This window comes from Exiguobacterium sp. s183 (genome assembly GCF_018617655.1).
GTDB classification, from domain to species: Bacteria; Bacillota; Bacilli; order Exiguobacteriales; family Exiguobacteriaceae; genus Exiguobacterium; species Exiguobacterium aestuarii_A.
Map to the genome: position 1 here is coordinate 1 of NZ_JACSKN010000006.1, position 20,014 is coordinate 20,014.

The following is a 20,014-nucleotide window of genomic DNA, read 5'->3' on the forward strand; positions in this document are numbered from 1 at the left end:
CGGATGGCGATGCGGTCCTCGAGCAGCTTGTTGTAGATGAACCGGGCGCAGCCGATCGTCTTGATGAGGAACTCGGCCTGTGCCGGCGTTGGGTGAAGCCGATATTTGTAGGCTTTCAGCATGTCCGTCCCTCCTCCCTCCAGAAGATTGTGAATCATCTTCCTCATCAGATACCCGCGGAGGCGGAGGGAGAATCTGACGGAATCACGAACTTTTGTTCGCTACATCTGTCACAGGGAGAGAAGAGTTTTGGACCGGGCGATTCATCCTCCGCCTACGCCGGGCTACGCCCCGAGACGCTTAGAGGAGGGAGAATTCTCGCCTGATTTAGTTAAACAAACATTCGGCAGTATCTTTAAAAAACCAAAAGGTAAGGGCGACATAAGCCCGAGACAAGCTTTAACGTCAGCGCTCTCTTCAACAGTCGGGGCCGCGAACATCATCGGTGTGCCTGCAGCGATCATGTTCGGGGGACCGGGTGCCATCTTCTGGATGTGGGTCATTGACATCATCGGCATGGCCATCAAGTTCTCGGAGAGCGTACTTGCCGTCCACTATCGTGAAAAGAATGACGCCGGCGAATTTGTCGGTGGACCTGTCTACTACATATCAAAAGGCCTTCGTTGGAAATGGCTTGCGACTTGGTTCGCCTTTGCCCTCATGATCGAACTCATCCCGAGTATCATGGTACAGGGGAACGCCGTCAGCTCCGCAGTTCGTGAGACGTTCAACGGAAACACGCTCATCACTGGCATTGTCGTTGCCGTTCTTGTCGGTATCATCGTCTTCGGTGGTTTGAAACGGATTGCGAAAGTGACGGAGATCGTCGTTCCTGGGATGGCGCTCGTCTACGTCGGGGCAGGACTCATCATCGTGTTGATGAACTTGTCTGAGATTCCAAACGTGCTCAGTCTTATTTTCTCTTACGCGTTCGAGCCGATGGCCGCGTTCGGTGGTTTCGCCGGAGCCGCAGTCGCCGAAACAATTCGTTGGGGCTTCGCCCGCGGACTCTATTCGAATGAAGCCGGTCTTGGGACGGCACCAATCGCCCATGCCGCTGCACAGACGGATCATCCGGTACGCCAAGGATTCTGGGCGGTCATCGGAATCGTCATCGATACGTTGATCATTTGTAGTACGACCGCCTTCGTCGTCTTGTCTTCAGGTGTGTGGACAGCGGATGGAGCAATGGAAGACCCAGCAGCATTGACGACAATCGCCTTCCGTGAATACTTTGGGTATACGGGAAGTTTACTTGTCACGATCTCCCTCATTTTCTTCGTGCTCTCGACAATCATCGTCATTATCTTTTACGGCTCGCGTCAGGCGGAGTACTTATTCGGTTTAACGGCAGGAAAAATCATGAAGGCCGTCTATATCGTCTCGATTGTCATCGGTTCGATCGGAGGCGCCCAAATGATTTGGAACTTCCTCGACTTGATGCTCGCGATGATTCTCATCCCGAACATGATTGCCGTATTGTTACTCAGCAGCGAGGTGAAGCGATTAACGACCGAATTCTTCACGTCTGAGAAGTACTATAAGAAAGATATCGCTGAAGAAGAAGCATCTTAACCAACAATCCGACTGCTCACGCAGTCGGATTGTTTTGTTAGGAGGCCGGTTCGACCTTCTCGATTCCAGCCTTGACGGCTTGTACCGAGGCGTCAAACTTCTGTTGTTCTTCGTCCGTCAATTCAATCTCGATGATTTTGCGAATACCGCTTCGGTCAATCAAGGCCGGTACGCCGATATGCACATCAGTCGCCCCATACTCGCCGTCTAAATGAGCCCCAATCGTGACGACGGAGTTTTCATTTCGCACGATGGCCCGGATGATGCGTAGCAAGCCGACCCCAATCGCATAATAGGCGGCACTCTTATACTCAATAATCTGATAAGCAGCGTCACGCACATCTGTATAAATAAATTCCAAGTCCTCAAACTGATACTTCTTGTTCTCTGCCAATAGTTCATCAATACTCTTTCCGTAGATGCGGGCATTGTTCCACGCGACAAATCCAGTATCGCCGTGTTCCCCCATATAATAAGCGTGGCAATTTCGCGGCGACAGTTCGAAATAGTCTCCGAGTTTGTAGCGGAGTCGTGCCGTGTCGAGGACGGTCCCCGAACCGATGACGCGTTCTTTCGGTAGGCCCGATGCCTTCCAAGCGACGTGCGCCATCACATCGACTGGGTTCGTCGCAACGACTAAAATGCCGTCAAATCCACTCTTCATCAAGTCTTCCGTCACGGTGCGGACGACCTTCGCGTTTTGCTCAACGAGGTCCATCCGTGTTTGGCCGAGTTTTTGTGCGGCTCCTGCCGTGATGACGACGATATCTGCGTCTTTACAATCTGAATAATCGCCTGCCCAGATTCGGACCGGTGTCGGGGCGAACGAGATGCCGTGATTCAGGTCCATTGCCTCCCCTTCCGCCTTGGCATGATTCGAGTCGATTAAGACGAGCTCTTCACAAAGGGCTGCCGTCGATAATTGATAAGCAAAACTGACCCCGACCCACCCTGCACCGATGACGGCGATGCGAGTGATGTCTTTCGGGTCAATATCATCTTTATGCGGAATACGTGTCATGTGGATCCTTCCTTTCTATATATCATTCTCTTTTTAGCATACCCGACTCTTCCATCTTTAACGACAAAAGCCGCATGAAAAATACACGAATATATTAAATTTTATTGTACAAAAGGCGAGTGACCCAGCATCAATCGGGTCACTCGCCTTTTCTCTTTTATAAGCTAAACTTAGTCAGAGGTTTTTCACTGTTTTGAAGCAATGTTAAGATCTTACTTCAAAGATTTTTAAAAAATATAAAATACGGACAATTTTTAATATACTCCATAATGAGACAAATGAATATGTTGCCACAATACTCCAGTACAGTTTGGGATTACTGAGCTTTTCAAAGTAATAAACACTTAAAAATGTAATAAAAACAGAAAATACTGGAGCCCAAAAAAGAGCTGAAAGAAACAGTAGTGCAAAATTTTTAGTTGGAATGAATAAAATTAACTCATCAATTAGAATCCACCAAAAAATAAACGAAAGAAATATAAATAAAATTTTTTTCAATATAACCTCCATAAGCAACGATATTCGTTATGACTACTTTTATTTATTAAATATCCTACTTCGATTCAAAGATTCCTGTATTCCGAACATAACCAAAAATTTGAATCGTCTCACTTTCCAGAATGAACGGAATTTTTTCTCTCTCTAAAATTGAAATGAGTTCGGTGGACATATCACAAACATCTGGGTCAAGAATCACTCCCTTATAGAGCAGTACGCTTGGTCGCAAACGAATCAATTCGATGGAGCGTAAACGGGATTCCAGCCAAATCTCATCCCACTCTCCCCACGATATTTCATACTCGGATAACAAATCACTTGGAAATAACGTATCCTCCCTTAAGTATTTCATTTGATACGACGGCGCATGCGTCAACGCTTCAGAGACAGCTCGATTAAGACGTTGCCATTTTGTCTCGTTCATTACCGATGTCAATTGGTGTCTCTCTATGTATTGCAGTTCTTCTCGTCGGTTCATGCTGTTGAACCTTCTATCATAAGCTCTAATTTTTCAATCGTTCGTAATACTTCTTTACGATTCTGCTTGCGTTTCATCCAAGCGGGTAATCGACTTTCGAGACTACGGTTCGTTCCCTCGCTCGTCCGAATCTTTGCCTCGATATAATATTTAATATAGTTGAGGTGTTCACGGTTGTAAGCCCATAACACATGACCACAACAACCTGTTTGTAAAAATAGCGGCAAACCAAAATGAACATCGATTGGTTCTCCGACGTACTTCGTACCGCTCTCCTTCATTTGCAAATGACCGCAATGAAGACAACTGAGGCGCACCTCATCATTCTTCTCCCACACATCAGCCTGTCCCCCACATCTCGGGCAAATGACAAGCATGGGATTCATGAATGAATAAATCTCTCGGCTCTCTACTAAAAATCGATGGGTCACGTTATCGCCTCCTTATTTCATTATACAAAAAACCAGCGAAGCTTAGCTTCGCTGGTTTCAAAGTCACGATTATCCAATCGAACCTTCCATCTCGAACTTGATGAGACGGTTCATTTCGACCGCATATTCCATTGGCAATTCTTTTGTGAATGGCTCGATGAAGCCCATCACGATCATTTCTGTCGCTTCTTCTTCCGAGATTCCACGGCTCATGAGGTAGAAGAGTTGCTCTTCTGACACTTTTGAGACTTTCGCTTCGTGCTCGAGCGACACTTGGTCGTTCAAGATTTCGTTGTACGGGATTGTATCTGACGTTGACTCGTTGTCCATGATGAGCGTGTCACACTCGATGTTCGAGCGCGCGCCCTTCGCCTTACGGCCGAAGTGGACGATTCCACGGTACGATACTTTTCCGCCTTGTTTCGAAATCGATTTTGAGACGATTGACGAAGACGTGTTCGGCGCGAGGTGAATCATTTTCGCTCCAGCGTCTTGGTGCTGTCCTTTACCAGCGAGGGCGATCGAGAGTGTCATCCCACGTGCGCCTTCCCCTTTCAAGATGACAGCCGGGTATTTCATCGTGAGTTTCGATCCGATGTTTCCATCGATCCACTCCATTGATCCACCCGCTTCACAGACTGCACGTTTCGTTACCAAGTTGTAGACGTTGTTCGCCCAGTTTTGGATTGTCGTGTAACGGCAGTATGCGTCTTTGTTGACGAAAATCTCAACGACCGCTGAGTGAAGCGAGTTCGTTGTGTAAACCGGTGCTGTACATCCTTCGACGTAATGAACCGATGCGCCTTCGTCAACGATGATGAGCGTACGCTCAAATTGACCCATGTTTTCCGAGTTGATGCGGAAATAGGCTTGGAGCGGTTGCTCGAGTTTCACGCCTTTTGGTACGTAGATGAACGAGCCACCCGACCAAACAGCTGAGTTGAGGGCCGCGAACTTGTTGTCCGTCGGCGGGATCAACTTCCCGAAGTACTCTTTGAAGATTTCTTCGTCTTCTTTGAGTGCTGTGTCTGTATCTTTGAAGATGACACCTTTGGCTTCGAAGTCTTCTTGCATACTGTGGTAGACAACCTCAGACTCATACTGAGCCGAGACACCTGCCAAGTATTTTTGCTCTGCTTCTGGGATACCGAGCTTGTCAAACGTACGTTTGATTTCTTCTGGTACCTCATCCCATGAGCGTTCTGTCTTTTCAGATGGTTTGACATAGTAAGTGATTTCGTCGAAATCAAGTGCCGAGAGGTCTCCGCCCCATGTCGGCATCGCCATCTTGTTGAAGTGATCCAACGACTTCAAACGGAAGTCGAGCATCCATTGTGGCTCTTCTTTCATGCGCGAGATCGTCTCTACGATTTCTGTCGTCAAGCCGCGGCCTGAACGGAAAATCGAAACGTCCCGATCATGGAAGCCGTATTTATAATCGCCAATTTCCGGCATATTCTTTGCCATATCGGTCTCCTCCTTCTCCTTACGCGTCCTCGTCTACTCCTTTTTCAAGCGCCTTCCACGCAAGCGTGGCACACTTGATTCGAGCCGGGAATTTCGATACGCCTGAGAGCGCCTCGATATCACCGAGGTCAAACGTATCCGTGTCGTACTCTTTGCCTTGAACCATTTCAGAGAAGATGTTGGCGAGTTGAAGCGCCTCTTCTACTGTTTTTCCTTTGACGATTTGGGTCATCATCGATGCCGAGGCGAGACTGATTGAGCAGCCTTCCCCTTCGAACTTCGCATCTTTGACGATGTCGTCTTCGACTTGTAGTTGAAGACGAAGCGAATCCCCACATGTCGGGTTGTTCAAGTCCACCGTCACGCCATCTTCGATGACGCCACGGTTTCTTGGGTTTTTATAGTGATCCATGATGACCTGGCGGTACAACATGTCGAGATTATTAAAACTCATAATTGAAATACTCCTTCGTTTGACGTAATCCCTCGATGAAACGGTCGACCTCTTCTTTTGTGTTGTACAAATAGAAGCTCGCCCGCGCCGTCGATGATTGCTTCAAAAGACGCATGAGTGGTTGTGCACAGTGGTGACCGGCACGAACCGCGATGCCTTGCATATCGAGAACGGTCGCGAGGTCATGCGCATGCACGTCCTTCAAGTTGAACGTGACGAGACCGACGCGATCTTCAGGACCGTAAATCTCGATCCCTTCAATCGTTTTCATCTGCTCGATCGCGTAAGACGCGAGTTCACGTTCGTGTGCTTCGACGTTCTCAAGCCCTATTTCTTCTAAGAAATCGATGGCTGCCGCGAGTCCGACCGCCCCAGCAATAATCGGTGTTCCCGCTTCGAAGCGGTACGGGATGTCTTTCCACGTCGATTCATACAAATCGACGTAGTCGATCATCTCGCCACCGAACTCGACTGGCTCCATGTTTTTGAGAAGTTGTTTCTTCCCGTATAAGACACCGATTCCAGTCGGTCCGAGCATCTTATGTCCAGAAAAGGCAAGGAAGTCACAGTCGAGCGCCTGAACGTCCAGTTTACGATGCGGTGCACTTTGTGCGGCATCGACGACCATGACGGCACCAAACTCATGCGCGAGTCGAGCGACTTCGGCAATCGGATTGATCGTACCGAGCACGTTCGAGACGTGGCTCATCGCGACGATTTTCGTCCGATCCGATAAGACGGCTTGAACGGCATCCAATGTGACACGTCCGTCCGGCGTGAGTTCGACGTAACGAAGCGTCGCACCTTTGCGCTTGGCAAGTTGTTGCCACGGAATCAAGTTCGCATGGTGTTCCATCGGAGTGAGCACGATTTCATCGCCTTCACCGACATTCGCATCTCCGTAGCTCGACGCGACCAAGTTGATGGCCGTCGTCGTCCCACGTGTGAAAATGATTTCTTCAGGAACCGCCGCATGGATGAACGAGCGGACGCGTTCGCGTGCTCCTTCATACGCATCCGTTGCTTGCGTCCCGAGCGTATGGACGCCACGATGCACGTTCGAATGGTTGCGACGATAATAGTCCTCGATCGCCTCGATGACAGCGAGCGGCTTTTGTGAGCTCGCCGCGCTATCAAGATAAACGAGCGGGTGTCCATTGATTTCCTGATCTAAAATCGGAAACTGTTCACGAATCGAGGCGTTCAACATCTTAACGTACTTTCCCTTCGATGACTTCGCGGAGACGGTCTTTGACCGAATCGATTGCGAGTTCTTCGACGACAGGCGTCAAGAATCCGTGGATGATTAAACGCTCTGCCTCTTGGCGAGACAAACCACGGCTCATCAAGTAGTACAATTGAACATCATCGACACGGCCAACTGATGCCGCGTGACCTGCCATAACATCATCTTCATCGATGAGAAGAATCGGGTTGGCATCCCCACGTGCTTTTTCAGAGAGCATCAAGACGCGCTCTGTTTGAACACCGTTCGATTTTGACGCACCGTGGTGAATCATCGATGTTCCGCTGAAGATCGCAGTGGCTGCGTCTTTTTGGACACCGTGAATCAAGATGAACCCTTCAGATGCTTTTCCGAAGTGGTCGGTACGGATGTTGAAGTTTTGTTTTTGTGCACCGCGACCGATTGTCACAGCTTTTGTATCCGAATATGTGTTATCACCGACGAGGTGAGTCTTCGTCTCGACGACCGAGTTTCCGTCGTTCATGTGACCGAGCGCCCAATCGAGGCGACCATTCGCATAGACGACACCGCGACGGTTCATGAACGTGAGGGCAGATTCAGCGAGCTGATCGACACCACCGAAGACGACTTTCGCGTTCTCTCCAGCGAATACTTCCGTCACGACGTTGACCGTGTGCGGTTCGTTCGTACCAGAAAGGAAGTTTTCGATGTATGTCACTTCACTACCTTCGTCAGCGACGAGAATCGTGTGGTGATAGAGGGCACCGTTCGCCTGTTCCATCGTGAAGATCGCTTGAAGCGGATCTTTCAACTGTGTGTTTTTCGGTACGTAGATGAACGCCCCACCGTTTGTGAGGGCAGCATTCAACGCCGAAAGACGTTCTTCATCGACACGTACGCCTTCCGTCATGAAGTATTTCTCAACGAGCTCTGGATGTTGCTCCATCGCTTCTTTGATTCCCATGAATAAGACGCCTTCTGGCATCGACAATTCGTTATAGACGACATGACCGTTGCGTTCAACGAGCACGTTTGTCCGGTGGTCTCCGAGAAGTGATTCGATGTCAGCTGTCAAACCGTCTTTCGGTTCGAGATTGACATCACCCGCTGCGAAGTCCCACTTATCAATCTTAATCTTTTCAACTTTTGGCAAAGCAAGTGTCGGCGCAAGTTCTGCTGCCTCTTTACGACGGTTGACCATCCATGCTGGTCCGCCGAGCGCTTCTGCACGTGCCGACAACGCTTGTGCATCCAATTCAAATTGTACGGTCATCGTACAGCCTCCTTACGCTTCTGTGTCTACTGTCATTCCGAGATCTTGCTTCACCCAGTCGTAACCTTCTGCCTCGAGTCGTTGTGCGAGCTCTTTGCCACCAGACATGACGATTTTTCCGTCCATCATGATGTGTACGAAGTCTGGCTCGATATAGTTGAGGAGACGCTGATAGTGCGTGATGATCAAGCAACCGAACTCTTCTGAACGCATTTCGTTGACGCCTTTTGCGACAACTTTGAGCGCATCGATATCAAGACCTGAGTCGATTTCATCCAAGATGGCGATGTTCGGTTGAATCATCATCATTTGAAGAATCTCGTTACGTTTCTTCTCACCGCCTGAGAATCCTTCGTTTAAATAGCGGTGTGCCATTTCTGAAGGGATTTCGAGAAGTTCCATCTTCGCATCGAGTTCACGGATGAACTTCATAAGCGAGATTTCTTGACCTTCTTCACGACGTGAGTTGATTGCTGAACGCAAGAAGTCTGCGTTTGTCACACCACTGATTTCAGCCGGGTATTGCATTGCAAGGAACATCCCTGCTTGTGCGCGCTCGTCGACTTCCATCTCGAGGACATCTTCGCCGTTTAATTCGACGCTTCCCCCAGTGACCTCATAAAGTGGATGACCCATGAGTGCTGATGCGAGTGTTGATTTACCAGTCCCGTTTGGACCCATGATGGCATGAATTTCGCCACCTTTAATTTCTAGGTTAAGACCTTTGACAATCTCTTTTCCTTCGATTGAGACGCGGAGGTCATCAATTTTCATTTGTGGTACGTTAGACATTCGGATACCCCTTCCGTATTTTCTCGCCATAGTGAATGGCGTAGATTAGATATATTCTAATCTTAGACTAGTCATTTTTTTATTTCAAGCGACTCACCTTAGAATTCATTCTCAATAGAATGATAAAAGTTGAGAATGCTAATAGTAGGAAATCAAGACATTATCCGGCATTCTCTTCGACGAGTGCGAGGACGGCTTTCCGCTCTCGTACTGCGGCCGCGAAGAAGAAGGCACCACATCCCGTTAAGAGCGCCAAACTTCCGAAAACCGGAAGCGATGATTGGCCAAACGTATCCAGTAACACCCCACCGATAATCGGTCCGATTGTCTGACCGAGTGACGTCAATCCCATCGCCCCAAAATAAGTTCCCCGTAAATGTTCAGGAGCTAGTTCATCCGTCAATACGTCCGTCATCGTGAACATCAACACCTCGCCGACCGTGAAGATGGCCATCGCAACGAACAATACCCACTCCACCGTCGCAAATCCGATGAGTAAGAGTCCCAACGACAACGTCGAAATCCCGAAAAAGAGTGACTTGATCGGAGAGACACGAATCCCGAAACGCATAATCGGATATTGGACGATGAGAACCGTGATGGCGTTCGTCGTCAATAAGTAGGCGAATAATCTCGAGCCTTCTTCTAATCCATCGCGTAGCGCGATGAATTGCGGGAGCGTCGAATTGAACTGGCTATAACCGATAATCGCGAAGATCATCCCGATGATGACCGCACGGAATGTCCGGTCGTCTCGTAGGACGCGAAACGTCTCCGTCAAACGTGGCCGTGCCTTGACCCCATCCCCCTCTTTAAACGGATACTTATAAAACAAGATCGAGATGATAATTCCATACAATATGTACACTGCCGTCACAACAAAGAATGCGGTCTTCACACCGGTGAGCGACAAGACGACCGCTAAGAGTGGCCCGATGGCCGCGGCGATATTGATCATAAAGTAACGGACGTTATAGACGATGACCCGTTGGTCTGCCTGCGTCGTGTCACTGATGAGTGCGCGTGAAGCCGGTTCTAAGAAAGATCGCGACATGCCCATCAAGATCGATAGCATATAAAACCAAAACAGATCGGTCGCAAGCGCAAGGCCAGCGAACGTGACGGCATTGAGCACAATCCCAATCAGCATGAGTTGTTTTCGCCCATATCGGTCAGAGAGTGTCCCCCCAAAGAAGCTCATGAACAGACCCGAAAGTGCCGTCACGGCAAAGATCGTTCCAATCACACTCGCCGAAAATCCGAGCGTGGCCAGATAGATCGCAAAAAATGGCATGACGAAAAACGTCGCCAGTCGTGCAAAAAACGTCCCGAACAGGACGCCCCACGTCAGTGGATGAATCTGTCTGAGCTTCATCCAAATCCCCCCTTTTCTTTCATATATGTAGTGTACTTCTCTTTATGAAAGAACACTAGACAAAAAAAGACCCAGGGGATGATCCCTGAGTCGAGACTGCTTATTGTTTTACCGGTACAACCGCACCTTTGTATTCGTCTAAGATCCACTGTTGTGTCTCTTCAGAAGTCAATACTTCGAGGAGTGCCTTGACGCGCTCATCTTCTTCGTCCCCTTCACGTGTGACGATCAAGTTGACGTATGGTGAGTCTTCGCCTTCAAGTGCGATGGCATCTTCAAGTGGGTTGAGACCTGCATCGATTGCGTAGTTCGTGTTGATGAGAACCGCATCGCCTTCTCCGTTGTTGTAAGCTGTCGGAAGAAGTGCTGCTTCAACGTCCGTCTTGAATTTCAAGTCTTTCGGGTTGTCGACGATGTCAGAGACAGTTGCATCGACTGTTTTGCCTTCAGCAAGTGTGATGAGACCTTCTGATTGGAGCATCGTGAGGATACGCCCGTGGTCAGCGACCGATGAACTCATGATGATTTCTGCGCCTTCAGGAAGTTCGTCGAGCGATTTGTATTTTTGTGAGTACACACCGATTGGCTCGATGTGAACGCCACCCGCAGATGCGAATTTATAGTCTTTGTTTTCAGCCATTTGTGACTCAAGGTACGGCTCGTGTTGGAAGTAGTTCGCATCGAGCTCACCGCTTGCGAGCGTCTTGTTCGGAAGCACGTAGTCTTGGAACTTCTTGATTTCGAGTTTGTAGCCCTTTGCTTCATATTCTTCTTGTACGTGCTCTAAAATCTCAGCGTGCGGTACGTTCGACGCACCGACAATCAATGTTTTTTCATCGCCAGAACCTGTTTCTGCCTCTTCCCCGCCGCAAGCCGCGAGAACTGTGAATGCTGATAAAGCTGTCAATCCGAGTACTGTTTTCCAAGTTTTCATCATGAATCCCTCCAAATGGTATATGTGTTATTAAGCTGAACGTTTATCAATTTTTGTGACGAGTCGGTCACCGATGAACTGGATGACGAACACGATGATCAAGATGAGCACCGTCGCCACGAACGTGACGTCGTTTTGTGAGCGTTGGAAGCCTTCCAAGAAGGCCAAGTTCCCGAGTCCGCCGCCTCCGACGACGCCGGCCATCGCCGTATAACCGACGATTGCAACGATGGTCACTGTGAGTCCTGAAACGATTGCCGGAAGTGCTTCCGGAATCAAGACTTTGTAGATGATTTGCCATTTCGTCGCGCCCATCGATTCCGCTGCCTCAATGACACCGCGGTCGACTTCACGAAGGGCAAGTTCGACCATACGGGCGTAGAACGGTGCAGCTCCGATGATGAGTGCCGGAAGCGCCGCCGTCGAACCGAGCATGGTACCGAGCAGGAACAACGTGAACGGGATGAGTAAAATGATTAAGATGATGAACGGGATCGAACGAAATACGTTGACGATCGCGCTGACGAAGACGTAAATTGGACGATTCTTCAATAATAGCGATTCGTTTGTAATATAAAGAATCAAACCTAAAGCGAGTCCAATCACAAACGTCGCGACACCCGCGACGAGCGTCATGTATAACGTCTCCCATGTCTGTTCCATCATGATTTGCCAGTCTACGTTAGGAAACATCGCTTTCCACCTCCACTTCTACTGATTGCGAACGAATCGACGCGATGGCGCGTTCGATTTCTCGTGCTTCCCCAATCAATTGGATGAATAGCGTGCCGAGCGCACCGACTTGTGACTGAGTCACGTTCCCGCCGATGATGTTGAATCCGATGTCGTGCGTCTTAAGGACATCAGACAAAATCGGTTGTTCTGCCGTTTCGTTCAAGAATTTCAATTTGACGATTTGCCCACTCGGATAGCGTGCTTTCAAATGTTCGAACGTGAGCGACAGATCGTCGACCGCCCCAATTTGTTTCACGAATTCTTTCGTGATCGGCTGCTCCGGATGTTGGAACACATCAGAGACTTGACCCGTCTCGACAACTTTCCCTGCCTCCATCACGGCGACGCGATGACAAATCTTTTGGATAACGTGCATTTCATGCGTGATGAGGACGATTGTCAATCCGAGCTTCTTATTGATGCTGACGAGCAGTTCAAGAATCGAATCCGTCGTCTTCGGATCGAGCGCGCTTGTCGCTTCGTCACAGAGGAGCACCTCTGGATTTGTAGCGAGCGCGCGGGCAATCCCTACTCGCTGTTTTTGACCGCCGGATAATTGTGACGGATAGCTATCTTCGCGACCTGATAGTCCGACGAGCTCGACGAGTTCCTGAACCCGACGTTTCCGCTCACTTGCCGGAACCCCGATCAATTCGAGTGGGAAGCTGATGTTTTCTGCGACCGTGCGCGACCACAGAAGGTTAAAGTGCTGGAAGACCATCGAGACGTTCTTGCGAACCCCTCGTAATTCTTTCGGGCTGAGCTTCGTGAGCTCACTCCCGGCGACCTCTATTTCACCGCTAGACGGTGATTCGAGACGGTTGAGTAATCGGATGAGCGTCGACTTCCCCGCCCCCGAATATCCGATTATTCCAAAAATTTCACCGCGATCAATCGTTAGTGACACATCATCCACCGCCTGGACACGACCATTCTTCGTATCGAACCATTTGGCGACGTTTCGTAGTTGAATCAATTCCTTTCCCTCCTGACAACAAAAAAAGCGCGCACGTTTGAGCAAACGTGCGCACTTTATCGTACGGACAACGATTGCTCTCATCTGTCAAGGTTTCTCACCTTGCTGGAATTAGCACCATTTCGGATTGCTCCGCGGTTGCTGGGCGTCATAGGGCCAGTCCCTCAGCCTCTCTTGATAAGAGTGTTGTGTATTCGATTAGCTTTATCATAGCGACAGCTTTTTCTGCTGTCAAATCATTTTTTCAAAAAAATCAAAAAAAGGTGCCGTCCGAGGACGACACAGAACGTAGCACCTTGAGTCACGGAAGGACAGCCCATAGATGAAAATCTTTTGCCCGTTCAAGATTTACATCCTTATATGGGGGAGATTCACCAATCATCACTCGATCTTGACTTGGACCGTGCGATTATACGGAACGTCTTTCTTCGCTTGATTTTTTTGGGGGACAATCGAAGGGAAGACTGACGTGTATTCGTATAAAGGTAGCATCGGCTTCATCAAAACGTCTTGATGTCGGGAATATCGCGTCCTATTTTGTGTTCAAGTAAGATGTTGTAATGAATATACCATTCGTGAACTTTCTGTGTCAACTGATTATTTAAAATTTTCAGATTATTCTAATGTTCCTCTCTCACTTCACGAAAGAGAGGACGTGTTGAACGTTTTGAAAGGCATAAAGGCGATCCCGAACCTCGCCATTTTCAAGCTTTAACAACGCTGGGACGCTCATCACCTGATAGGCTTCAAGCTCGTTTGGGATATAGTTCGCATCGCGCTTTTCAATCTGAATTTCAGGGTCGACCGCCTCGACGACCGTCAACATTTTCTCCGCGACAGCGCATGTACCACACATTGGCGCGTATATATATAAGAATCCGTCTGTAATCATTTTTCTCACCTCTCCTGTCATTATAATGGTCGTTCGAGTCACGTTCAAAAATCGTGCTCTCGTGAAATTTCAGAATTTTTCAATGATTCTCTTGACTCTTCTGTCTGATAGGAATAATATGGATTCTAACTTTATCGCTTTTGTACATAACAGCAAAGAAGAAGGACAGGTGAATGAATGATGACGGAACAGGCAACAGGTACGACAAAGCAATTTACGATGAACGTCTTAAACGGTCTCAGCATGGCGATTCTGATCGCCCTCATCCCGAGTGCGCTGCTCGGCGAACTCACGAAAGCTATACTCCCTTATTTTCCGTCTCTTCAATTCATATTGGATGCGACGACGATTGCGATGCGCCTCCTCCCGGCCATTATCGGTCTTGCCGTCGCGATGCAGTTCGGACGATCGATTTTAGAGGCTGGAACAATCGCCATCGCAACCTATGTCGGCAGTGGCGCCGTTCGAATTAACGAAGGTGCGTTTGTGATGGCCGGAATCGGTGACGTGATCACAGCCGGTGTGACCGCTGCGATCGCTACGATTCTCGTCATGAAGCTCGCCCCACATTTGAAGACGTATACCGTCATCGTCATGCCGATGACAGTCATTGTCGTCGCAGGCGGCATCGGTGCCTTCTTATTGACGTATATTTCACAGATCACGACATACATCGGATACCTCATCATGACGATGACGGATCTTCAACCGGTTCTCATGGGCATCCTGATCGCGATGGCGTTCTCGCTCATCATCGTCTCGCCGATTTCGACTGTCGGGATCGCAACGGCCATCAGTCTATCAGGCGTTGCAGCCGGTGCGGCAAACCTCGGCGTCGTCGCCGCTGGGTTCGGTCTCGCCATCGCGGGTTGGCAGGCGAACGCGACCGGTACATCGATCGCCCACTTCCTCGGGTCACCGAAGATTCAAATGGCAAACTTCGTCCGACGCCCGATTATGATGCTTCCGATTTTGGCGAATGCGGCCATCCTCGGTGCGCTCGCTGGTATATTAAGAATCGAGGGGACTCCAATCAGCGCAGGGTTTGGCGTATCTGGACTCATCGGACCGGTAAACGCGCTACAACTCATGCCGGGCGGATTCGCCTTGTTCAACGTACTTCTCGTGATCGTCTTGTTCGGGCTTATTCCAGTCGGACTCGGGATTTTCTTCTATCGTGTGTTCGAACGGACGACGCTCGTCAAATCAGACCACTACCGTCTTGATTTCGAGTAAGCATTAAAAAAGCCGGCTTCTCCAATTAGGAGAGGCCGGTTTTACTTATCCTTGAATCATCGCTTCATATTCTTCTGCAGACATGAGCTTGTCGAGGTCTGACTCTTCCGTCAACTCAACTTCGATCATCCATGCATTTTCAAACGGTGACTCGTTGACGAGTTCTGGAGAATCTGCAAGGTCCTCGTTCACTGCTGTGATGCGTCCTGATACTGGCGCATACAACTCAGAGACCGTCTTCACTGATTCGACTGAACCGAATGGCTCGTCGAGCAAAATCGTACCGTCAACTTCTGGGAGTTCCACAAACACGATATCCCCTAGTTCGCTCTGTGCGAAATCCGTGATGCCGATGCGGGCTTTCGTTCCGTTCACTTCTACCCACTCATGTTCTTTCGAATAACGTAAATTTGCTGGTACTTTGCTCATCCTAACTTCCCCCTCAAATAAATTAGACTCACATCTGTATTATAGCACTTAGCCCCAAACGTCCGTAAAGGACTTTTCTGAAAATCCGACCGTCGTTTTTTCACCATTTGTGACGATTGGACGCTTCAAAAGCATACCATTGCTTGATAATAGCTCAAGTTGTTCGTCTTCTGATAGATTTGGCAGCTTGTCTTTGATGCCTTCGTTCCGATACACTTGCCCGCTCGTGTTGAAGAATTTCTTAAGCGGTAAGTCCGATTGTTTCCACAGCTCGGCGAGTTCTTCTTTCGTCGGTGTCGATTCGACGATATGAACGTATGTATAATCGACGCCTTGCTCTTTCAACCATTTTTCTGCTTTTTTACACGTACTGCATGGTGGATAGCCGTATAGTGTCACCATCTGTTCATCACCTCTTTCATCAATGTAGCATATCTAGAGAAATCAATTCACGTCTCAAGCAACCGTTCGATCTCTCGTTTCATCGTCGGATTGACGGAATGTCGCTCTTCCATAAAGCGAAGGATGACCGCTGCCGCTTCGCTTGACCTGCCGTATCCTAATACCCCGCCTGACAGGAAAGGAATCATCTCTGGATGTCTCGTCTCGACCCGACGTGTCGGGTTGAACGGGTCTCCTTGTCCACCGAGCGCCTTCAAGACGTTTTGTACTGCCGCGACTTGGACGAGTTCGAACCCGGCGAGCATCTCGCCCCGACGTTCCCGAAGCAAGCCGACATATAGGTTCGTCAATGCTTCTTCATAGTAGTAAGCCGTCGCTTCACGCGCGATCTCAAGACGCGGTGTCGCGAACACGTCGAGTGCTTCGTCCCGTCGCCAGACGACGCGTCCTGGTGTATAGGCGATCGCTGCGAGTTCATGTACTTCAAAGACGGCGAATTCACCGTAGATGCCATCGTGATACATGATCTTATGTCCGTCTTTCGTGTTTTGAAACTGATAGTGAAGCGGTTCGACTTCAAGCCAGTCGAGTCGGTCGATAAAGCGTGCCTTCTGTCCATCCTCGACAATCAAAAAGAAATCGAGGTCCGAGTAATCATCCAACCGCTCCGTTTCTTGTCCAATCGACCCTAATGCAAGCAGCATCAGCGTCCCTTCGTGTGCGGCAACCGATTCTCCGATTTGTTCCATTCGTTCAAGCAATCTATCGCGTGTTCTCATCGTCTCTCCCCCTCGTTTCTATTGTACGTGGCAGAGGTCAAAAAAAGAAAGGGCCGACCGCGTCCGGTCCACCCTTTCTGTCGATTGAATTACACGATAAACTTGTTCGCTTTGATGAGGCTCGCAGCGACTTCACGCTTCGTCCCGATCACATTGATCGGCTGATAGCGGCTGAACTTCTTCATTGCCGAGAGAAGCATGCGCTGCTCGTCACCAGACGCCGCTGCATACAACACTTCTTTCGCCATGAGTTCGACTTGTTTGAACACTTGTTCTGCAAAGATTTCTGTATAGCGGACTTTGAGAGTGTTCTTCTCTTCGCCTGTGCGTGCGATCGCCTTGTCTGTACGAGCGATGGCTGCTTCAAGCGCATAGATAGCACTGATCATGTCTGCAATCTTCGCCAAGATTTCTTGTTCGTTTTGAAGGTCTTGTTGGTACTTCTGAACCGCTGTACCTGCGACCATCAAGTTGATCTTCTTCATGTTCGAAAGGAGCATCTTCTCGCGTGCGAGCGGTGAGCCGTCCAATTCTTGCGGCATGTAGCTCATGAGCTCTTTTTGAAGTTTTTGTGCTTCTGCGAGGAGCGGCAATTCACCTTTCATCGCTTTCTTGAGAAGTGTACCCGGAACGATCAAACGGTTGATCTCGTTCGTTCCTTCAAAGATGCGGTTGATGCGTGAGTCACGATAGAGGTTTTCGACTTCATACTCTGCCATGAATCCGTATCCACCATGGATTTGAACTGCTTCGTCGACAACGTAGTCGAACGTTTCAGAAGCGAATACTTTGTTGAGTGAGCATTCGATCGCATATTCAGCAATCGCTTGTGCCACTTTTGATCCGTCGCGCATGTTCTCGTCACCAAGTGCGTCGAGGCTATCTTGGAACAAGCCGCCCGTGCGATACACTGAGCTTTCCATCGCATAGATGTTCGCTGCCATCGTTGCCAATTTCTCTTGGATGAGTGGGAATTGGCTGATCGGTGTCTTGAACTGCTTGCGCTCGTTCGCATATTGTACCGAGAGGTCGAACGCACGTTTTGATGAACCGACTGCACCGACTGCAAGTTTGTAACGACCGACGTTCAAGATGTTGAAGGCGATGACGTGACCTTTTCCGACTTCACCGAGAAGGTTGTCGACTGGTACTTCGACATCTTCAAGGATGAGCGTACGTGTCGACGATCCCTTGATCCCCATCTTCTGCTCTTCTGCGCCAGTTGAGACTCCTTTGAAGTCACGCTCGACGATGAAAGCACTGAACTTGTCGCCATCAATTTTTGCGTAGACGACGAAGACGTTCGCAAAGCCAGCGTTTGTGATCCATTGCTTCTCACCGTTCAAGACGTAGTGCGTGCCCGCTTCGTTCAAGACAGCCGTCGTTTTCGCACCGAGGGCGTCCGACCCTGAGCCTGGCTCCGTGAGCGCGTAAGCCGCGATCCATTCCCCTGTCGCGAGTTTCGGCAAGTACTTGTGCTTTTGCTCTTCTGATCCGAAGAAGACGATCGGGAGTGTCCCGATTCCGACGTGTGCGCCGTAGCTGAGTGCGAACGAACGAGCTTTCGCGAAACGCTCCGTGATGATCGAAGAAGAGATTTTATCGAGTTGGTAGCCGCCGTACTCTTCTGGAACGTCTGCTCCGAGAAGACCGAGCTCGCCTGCTTCTTTCAACAATTCGACAGAGAGGTCGAACTCGTGTTTCTCGATGCGCTCGAGAACCGGCATGACGCGGTCATCGACAAATCCCGCCGTCGTGTCCCCAATCATCTTATGCTCATCTGAGAAATCCTCTGGTGTGAAGAGACGCTCTGCGTCGAGTGCGTCAATGACAAAGCTACCGCCTTTAATCAATTCATGTTCTGTACGTTCCATATCCGATTCCCCCTTAAAGTAATTCGAAGACACCAGCCGCGCCCATTCCGCCGCCGATACACATCGTGACAACCCCATACTTCTCATTGCGTCGTTTCATCTCATGCAAGATCGAGACAGAAAGTTTTGCTCCTGTACATCCGAGTGGGTGACCGAGGGCGATCGCGCCACCGTTCACGTTCACTTTCGATGGATCGATTCCGAGTTCACGGATGACACCGAGTGATTGGCTCGCGAACGCTTCGTTCAACTCGAACAATCCGACTTCTTCTAACTTCACGCCAGCCATTTCGAGTGCTTTTGGAATGGCGACGACTGGACCGATCCCCATCACTTCCGGACGGACACCGCCGACTGCGAACGAGAGGAACTTCGCCATCGGTTGTAACCCTTGGCGTTCTGCTTCTTCACGGTCCATGACGAGGACAGCTGCCGCTCCGTCTGACACTTGTGAGGCGTTACCCGCCGTGACCGAACCTTTGATTTTGAAAGCTGGGCGAAGTTTACCGAGCGCTTCGATCGTCGAATCGGCACGGACACCTTCGTCATGCTTCACGACTTTCTCCACTTCCGCGACTTTACCGTCTTCACCGAGCACGTGTTCGATGACCGTCACAGGAACGATTTCTTCCTGGAACTTGCCACCCGCGATGGCTGCAGCCGCTTTTTGGTGGCTGTTGATGGCGAACGCATCTTGGTCTTCGCGCGAGATGTTATATTCAGCCGCGACACGCTCTGCGGTATGACCCATGCTCATGTAGTATTCAGGTGAAGTCTCCATGATGTTCGGGTTTGGACGGATGACGTGCCCCCCCATCGGGACTTGGCTCATCGACTCCATACCGCCGGCGATGATCGCCGTTGCTTGACCGATCATGATTTTCGCCGCCGCATCTGCGATGGCTTGAAGACCTGACGAGCAGTAGCGGTTGATCGTGATCGCTGGAACTTCGTGCGACAGTCCCCCCCGGACCGCCGCATAGCGAGCGATGTTCATCCCTTGCTCCGCTTCTGGCATCGCACAACCCATGATGACGTCATCAATCGGGCCTTTATATCCTGAACGCTCAAGCGTTGCCTTGATGGCATATCCCGCGAGCTCGTCCGAACGAACGTTACGGAACGAACCGCGTTTTGCTTTTCCGACCGGCGTCCGTGCGCCGGCTACGATGACTGCTTCCCTCAT

Annotated in this window: 21 protein-coding genes and 1 riboswitch; of the genes, 2 read left to right on the forward strand and 19 right to left on the reverse strand. The window is 49.6% G+C overall.

What is annotated here, in order from left to right; translation table 11 throughout:
• The coding region (locus KNP62_RS12905) for a helix-turn-helix domain-containing protein (RefSeq protein WP_483299218.1) at window positions 1-167 on the reverse strand (167 nt) is incomplete at its 3' end.
• 82 nt (window positions 168-249) lie between these two features.
• On the opposite strand from KNP62_RS12905, the gene KNP62_RS12910 reads away from it, so the two are divergent.
• The gene (locus tag KNP62_RS12910) at window positions 250-1,575 is read left to right on the forward strand and encodes an alanine/glycine:cation symporter family protein (RefSeq protein WP_251125715.1); all 1,326 of its coding nucleotides are present in this window, start codon (window positions 250-252) and stop codon (window positions 1,573-1,575) included.
• 37 nt (window positions 1,576-1,612) lie between these two features.
• On the opposite strand, the gene KNP62_RS12915 is transcribed toward KNP62_RS12910, so the two are convergent.
• The 13 genes from KNP62_RS12915 to KNP62_RS12975 form a co-directional block, all read right to left on the reverse strand.
• Window positions 1,613-2,596, reverse strand: a complete 984-nt coding sequence (locus tag KNP62_RS12915) for an L-lactate dehydrogenase (RefSeq protein ID WP_214785789.1) — start codon at window positions 2,594-2,596, stop codon at window positions 1,613-1,615.
• A gap of 553 nt (window positions 2,597-3,149) precedes the next feature.
• Window positions 3,150-3,572, reverse strand: coding sequence for a DUF6678 family protein (locus KNP62_RS12920; protein ID WP_251125716.1), 423 nt, complete (start codon window positions 3,570-3,572; stop codon window positions 3,150-3,152).
• The gene (locus tag KNP62_RS12925) at window positions 3,569-4,003 is read right to left on the reverse strand and encodes a hypothetical protein (RefSeq protein ID WP_214746219.1); all 435 of its coding nucleotides are present in this window, start codon (window positions 4,001-4,003) and stop codon (window positions 3,569-3,571) included. The genes KNP62_RS12920 and KNP62_RS12925 overlap by 4 nt, the downstream gene beginning before the upstream one ends.
• A 69-nt stretch (window positions 4,004-4,072) precedes the next feature.
• Window positions 4,073-5,470 (reverse strand): Fe-S cluster assembly protein SufB, encoded by a 1,398-nt coding sequence (gene sufB / locus KNP62_RS12930; protein ID WP_047795116.1) that lies wholly within the window; start codon window positions 5,468-5,470, stop codon window positions 4,073-4,075.
• A gap of 19 nt (window positions 5,471-5,489) precedes the next feature.
• Complete coding sequence (gene sufU / locus KNP62_RS12935) at window positions 5,490-5,924, reverse strand: Fe-S cluster assembly sulfur transfer protein SufU (RefSeq protein WP_026825487.1); 435 nt, start codon at window positions 5,922-5,924, stop codon at window positions 5,490-5,492.
• Window positions 5,914-7,134 (reverse strand): cysteine desulfurase, encoded by a 1,221-nt coding sequence (locus tag KNP62_RS12940; RefSeq protein ID WP_214785790.1) that lies wholly within the window; start codon window positions 7,132-7,134, stop codon window positions 5,914-5,916. The genes sufU and KNP62_RS12940 overlap by 11 nt, the downstream gene beginning before the upstream one ends.
• 1 nt (window position 7,135) lies before the next feature.
• Entirely contained in the window at window positions 7,136-8,404 is a 1,269-nt protein-coding gene (gene sufD / locus KNP62_RS12945) for a Fe-S cluster assembly protein SufD (RefSeq protein ID WP_214693478.1), read from the reverse strand.
• A gap of 12 nt (window positions 8,405-8,416) precedes the next feature.
• A complete protein-coding gene (sufC, locus tag KNP62_RS12950; RefSeq protein WP_214786046.1) occupies window positions 8,417-9,178 on the reverse strand; it encodes a Fe-S cluster assembly ATPase SufC in 762 nt (253 codons plus the stop codon).
• 178 nt (window positions 9,179-9,356) lie between these two features.
• The gene (locus tag KNP62_RS12955; protein ID WP_214785791.1) at window positions 9,357-10,571 is read right to left on the reverse strand and encodes an MDR family MFS transporter; all 1,215 of its coding nucleotides are present in this window, start codon (window positions 10,569-10,571) and stop codon (window positions 9,357-9,359) included.
• A 100-nt stretch (window positions 10,572-10,671) separates the two neighbouring features.
• Window positions 10,672-11,505, reverse strand: a complete 834-nt coding sequence (locus KNP62_RS12960) for a MetQ/NlpA family ABC transporter substrate-binding protein (RefSeq protein ID WP_285800619.1) — start codon at window positions 11,503-11,505, stop codon at window positions 10,672-10,674.
• Window positions 11,506-11,535: 30 nt separating this feature from the next.
• Window positions 11,536-12,198 carry a methionine ABC transporter permease gene (locus KNP62_RS12965; protein WP_012726857.1) on the reverse strand — a complete coding sequence of 221 codons (663 nt, stop codon included), beginning with the start codon at window positions 12,196-12,198 and terminating at the stop codon, window positions 11,536-11,538.
• A complete protein-coding gene (locus tag KNP62_RS12970) occupies window positions 12,188-13,216 on the reverse strand; it encodes a methionine ABC transporter ATP-binding protein (protein ID WP_214693486.1) in 1,029 nt (342 codons plus the stop codon). The genes KNP62_RS12965 and KNP62_RS12970 overlap by 11 nt, the downstream gene beginning before the upstream one ends.
• 77 nt (window positions 13,217-13,293) lie before the next feature.
• Window positions 13,294-13,400, reverse strand: a riboswitch (SAM riboswitch).
• 450 nt (window positions 13,401-13,850) lie between these two features.
• Window positions 13,851-14,108 carry a thioredoxin family protein gene (locus tag KNP62_RS12975; RefSeq protein ID WP_214785793.1) on the reverse strand — a complete coding sequence of 86 codons (258 nt, stop codon included), beginning with the start codon at window positions 14,106-14,108 and terminating at the stop codon, window positions 13,851-13,853.
• Between the two features lie 180 nt (window positions 14,109-14,288).
• Between KNP62_RS12975 and KNP62_RS12980 the strand changes: the two genes are divergently transcribed.
• Window positions 14,289-15,344: a PTS sugar transporter subunit IIC gene (locus KNP62_RS12980; RefSeq protein WP_251125717.1), complete on the forward strand. Its 1,056-nt coding sequence runs from the start codon at window positions 14,289-14,291 to the stop codon at window positions 15,342-15,344.
• Between the two features lie 45 nt (window positions 15,345-15,389).
• Here KNP62_RS12980 and gcvH read toward each other — a convergent pair whose 3' ends face one another.
• The 5 genes from gcvH to KNP62_RS13005 form a co-directional block, all read right to left on the reverse strand.
• On the reverse strand, window positions 15,390-15,773 hold the full coding sequence (gene gcvH / locus KNP62_RS12985) for a glycine cleavage system protein GcvH (RefSeq protein WP_012726861.1): 384 nt from the start codon (window positions 15,771-15,773) through the stop codon (window positions 15,390-15,392).
• A 48-nt stretch (window positions 15,774-15,821) separates the two neighbouring features.
• Window positions 15,822-16,175 carry an arsenate reductase family protein gene (locus tag KNP62_RS12990; protein WP_214785795.1) on the reverse strand — a complete coding sequence of 118 codons (354 nt, stop codon included), beginning with the start codon at window positions 16,173-16,175 and terminating at the stop codon, window positions 15,822-15,824.
• Between the two features lie 47 nt (window positions 16,176-16,222).
• Window positions 16,223-16,954: a hypothetical protein gene (locus KNP62_RS12995; protein ID WP_214785796.1), complete on the reverse strand. Its 732-nt coding sequence runs from the start codon at window positions 16,952-16,954 to the stop codon at window positions 16,223-16,225.
• 89 nt (window positions 16,955-17,043) lie between these two features.
• Window positions 17,044-18,828, reverse strand: a complete 1,785-nt coding sequence (locus KNP62_RS13000) for an acyl-CoA dehydrogenase family protein (protein ID WP_214785797.1) — start codon at window positions 18,826-18,828, stop codon at window positions 17,044-17,046.
• A gap of 13 nt (window positions 18,829-18,841) precedes the next feature.
• Complete coding sequence (locus KNP62_RS13005) at window positions 18,842-20,014, reverse strand: acetyl-CoA C-acetyltransferase (RefSeq protein WP_214785798.1); 1,173 nt, start codon at window positions 20,012-20,014, stop codon at window positions 18,842-18,844.

Excerpts from the sequence above, each read along its gene's own strand:
- KNP62_RS12915 (WP_214785789.1), bottom strand. The coding sequence starts at position 2,596 with ATGACACGTATTCCGCATAAAGATGATATTGACCCGAAAGACATCACT.
- KNP62_RS12920 (WP_251125716.1), bottom strand. The coding sequence starts at position 3,572 with ATGAACCGACGAGAAGAACTGCAATACATAGAGAGACACCAATTGACA.
- sufB (WP_047795116.1), bottom strand. The coding sequence starts at position 5,470 with ATGGCAAAGAATATGCCGGAAATTGGCGATTATAAATACGGCTTCCAT.
- sufU (WP_026825487.1), bottom strand. The coding sequence starts at position 5,924 with ATGAGTTTTAATAATCTCGACATGTTGTACCGCCAGGTCATCATGGAT.
- KNP62_RS12940 (WP_214785790.1), bottom strand. The coding sequence starts at position 7,134 with ATGTTGAACGCCTCGATTCGTGAACAGTTTCCGATTTTAGATCAGGAA.
- sufD (WP_214693478.1), bottom strand. The coding sequence starts at position 8,404 with ATGACCGTACAATTTGAATTGGATGCACAAGCGTTGTCGGCACGTGCA.
- sufC (WP_214786046.1), bottom strand. The coding sequence starts at position 9,178 with ATGAAAATTGATGACCTCCGCGTCTCAATCGAAGGAAAAGAGATTGTC.
- KNP62_RS12955 (WP_214785791.1), bottom strand. The coding sequence starts at position 10,571 with ATGAAGCTCAGACAGATTCATCCACTGACGTGGGGCGTCCTGTTCGGG.
- KNP62_RS12960 (WP_285800619.1), bottom strand. The coding sequence starts at position 11,505 with ATGAAAACTTGGAAAACAGTACTCGGATTGACAGCTTTATCAGCATTC.
- KNP62_RS12965 (WP_012726857.1), bottom strand. The coding sequence starts at position 12,198 with ATGTTTCCTAACGTAGACTGGCAAATCATGATGGAACAGACATGGGAG.
- KNP62_RS12975 (WP_214785793.1), bottom strand. The coding sequence starts at position 14,108 with ATGATTACAGACGGATTCTTATATATATACGCGCCAATGTGTGGTACA.
- KNP62_RS12980 (WP_251125717.1), top strand. The coding sequence starts at position 14,289 with ATGACGGAACAGGCAACAGGTACGACAAAGCAATTTACGATGAACGTC.
- gcvH (WP_012726861.1), bottom strand. The coding sequence starts at position 15,773 with ATGAGCAAAGTACCAGCAAATTTACGTTATTCGAAAGAACATGAGTGG.
- KNP62_RS12990 (WP_214785795.1), bottom strand. The coding sequence starts at position 16,175 with ATGGTGACACTATACGGCTATCCACCATGCAGTACGTGTAAAAAAGCA.
- KNP62_RS12995 (WP_214785796.1), bottom strand. The coding sequence starts at position 16,954 with ATGAGAACACGCGATAGATTGCTTGAACGAATGGAACAAATCGGAGAA.
- KNP62_RS13000 (WP_214785797.1), bottom strand. The coding sequence starts at position 18,828 with ATGGAACGTACAGAACATGAATTGATTAAAGGCGGTAGCTTTGTCATT.
- KNP62_RS13005 (WP_214785798.1), bottom strand. The coding sequence starts at position 20,014 with ATGAGGGAAGCAGTCATCGTAGCCGGCGCACGGACGCCGGTCGGAAAA.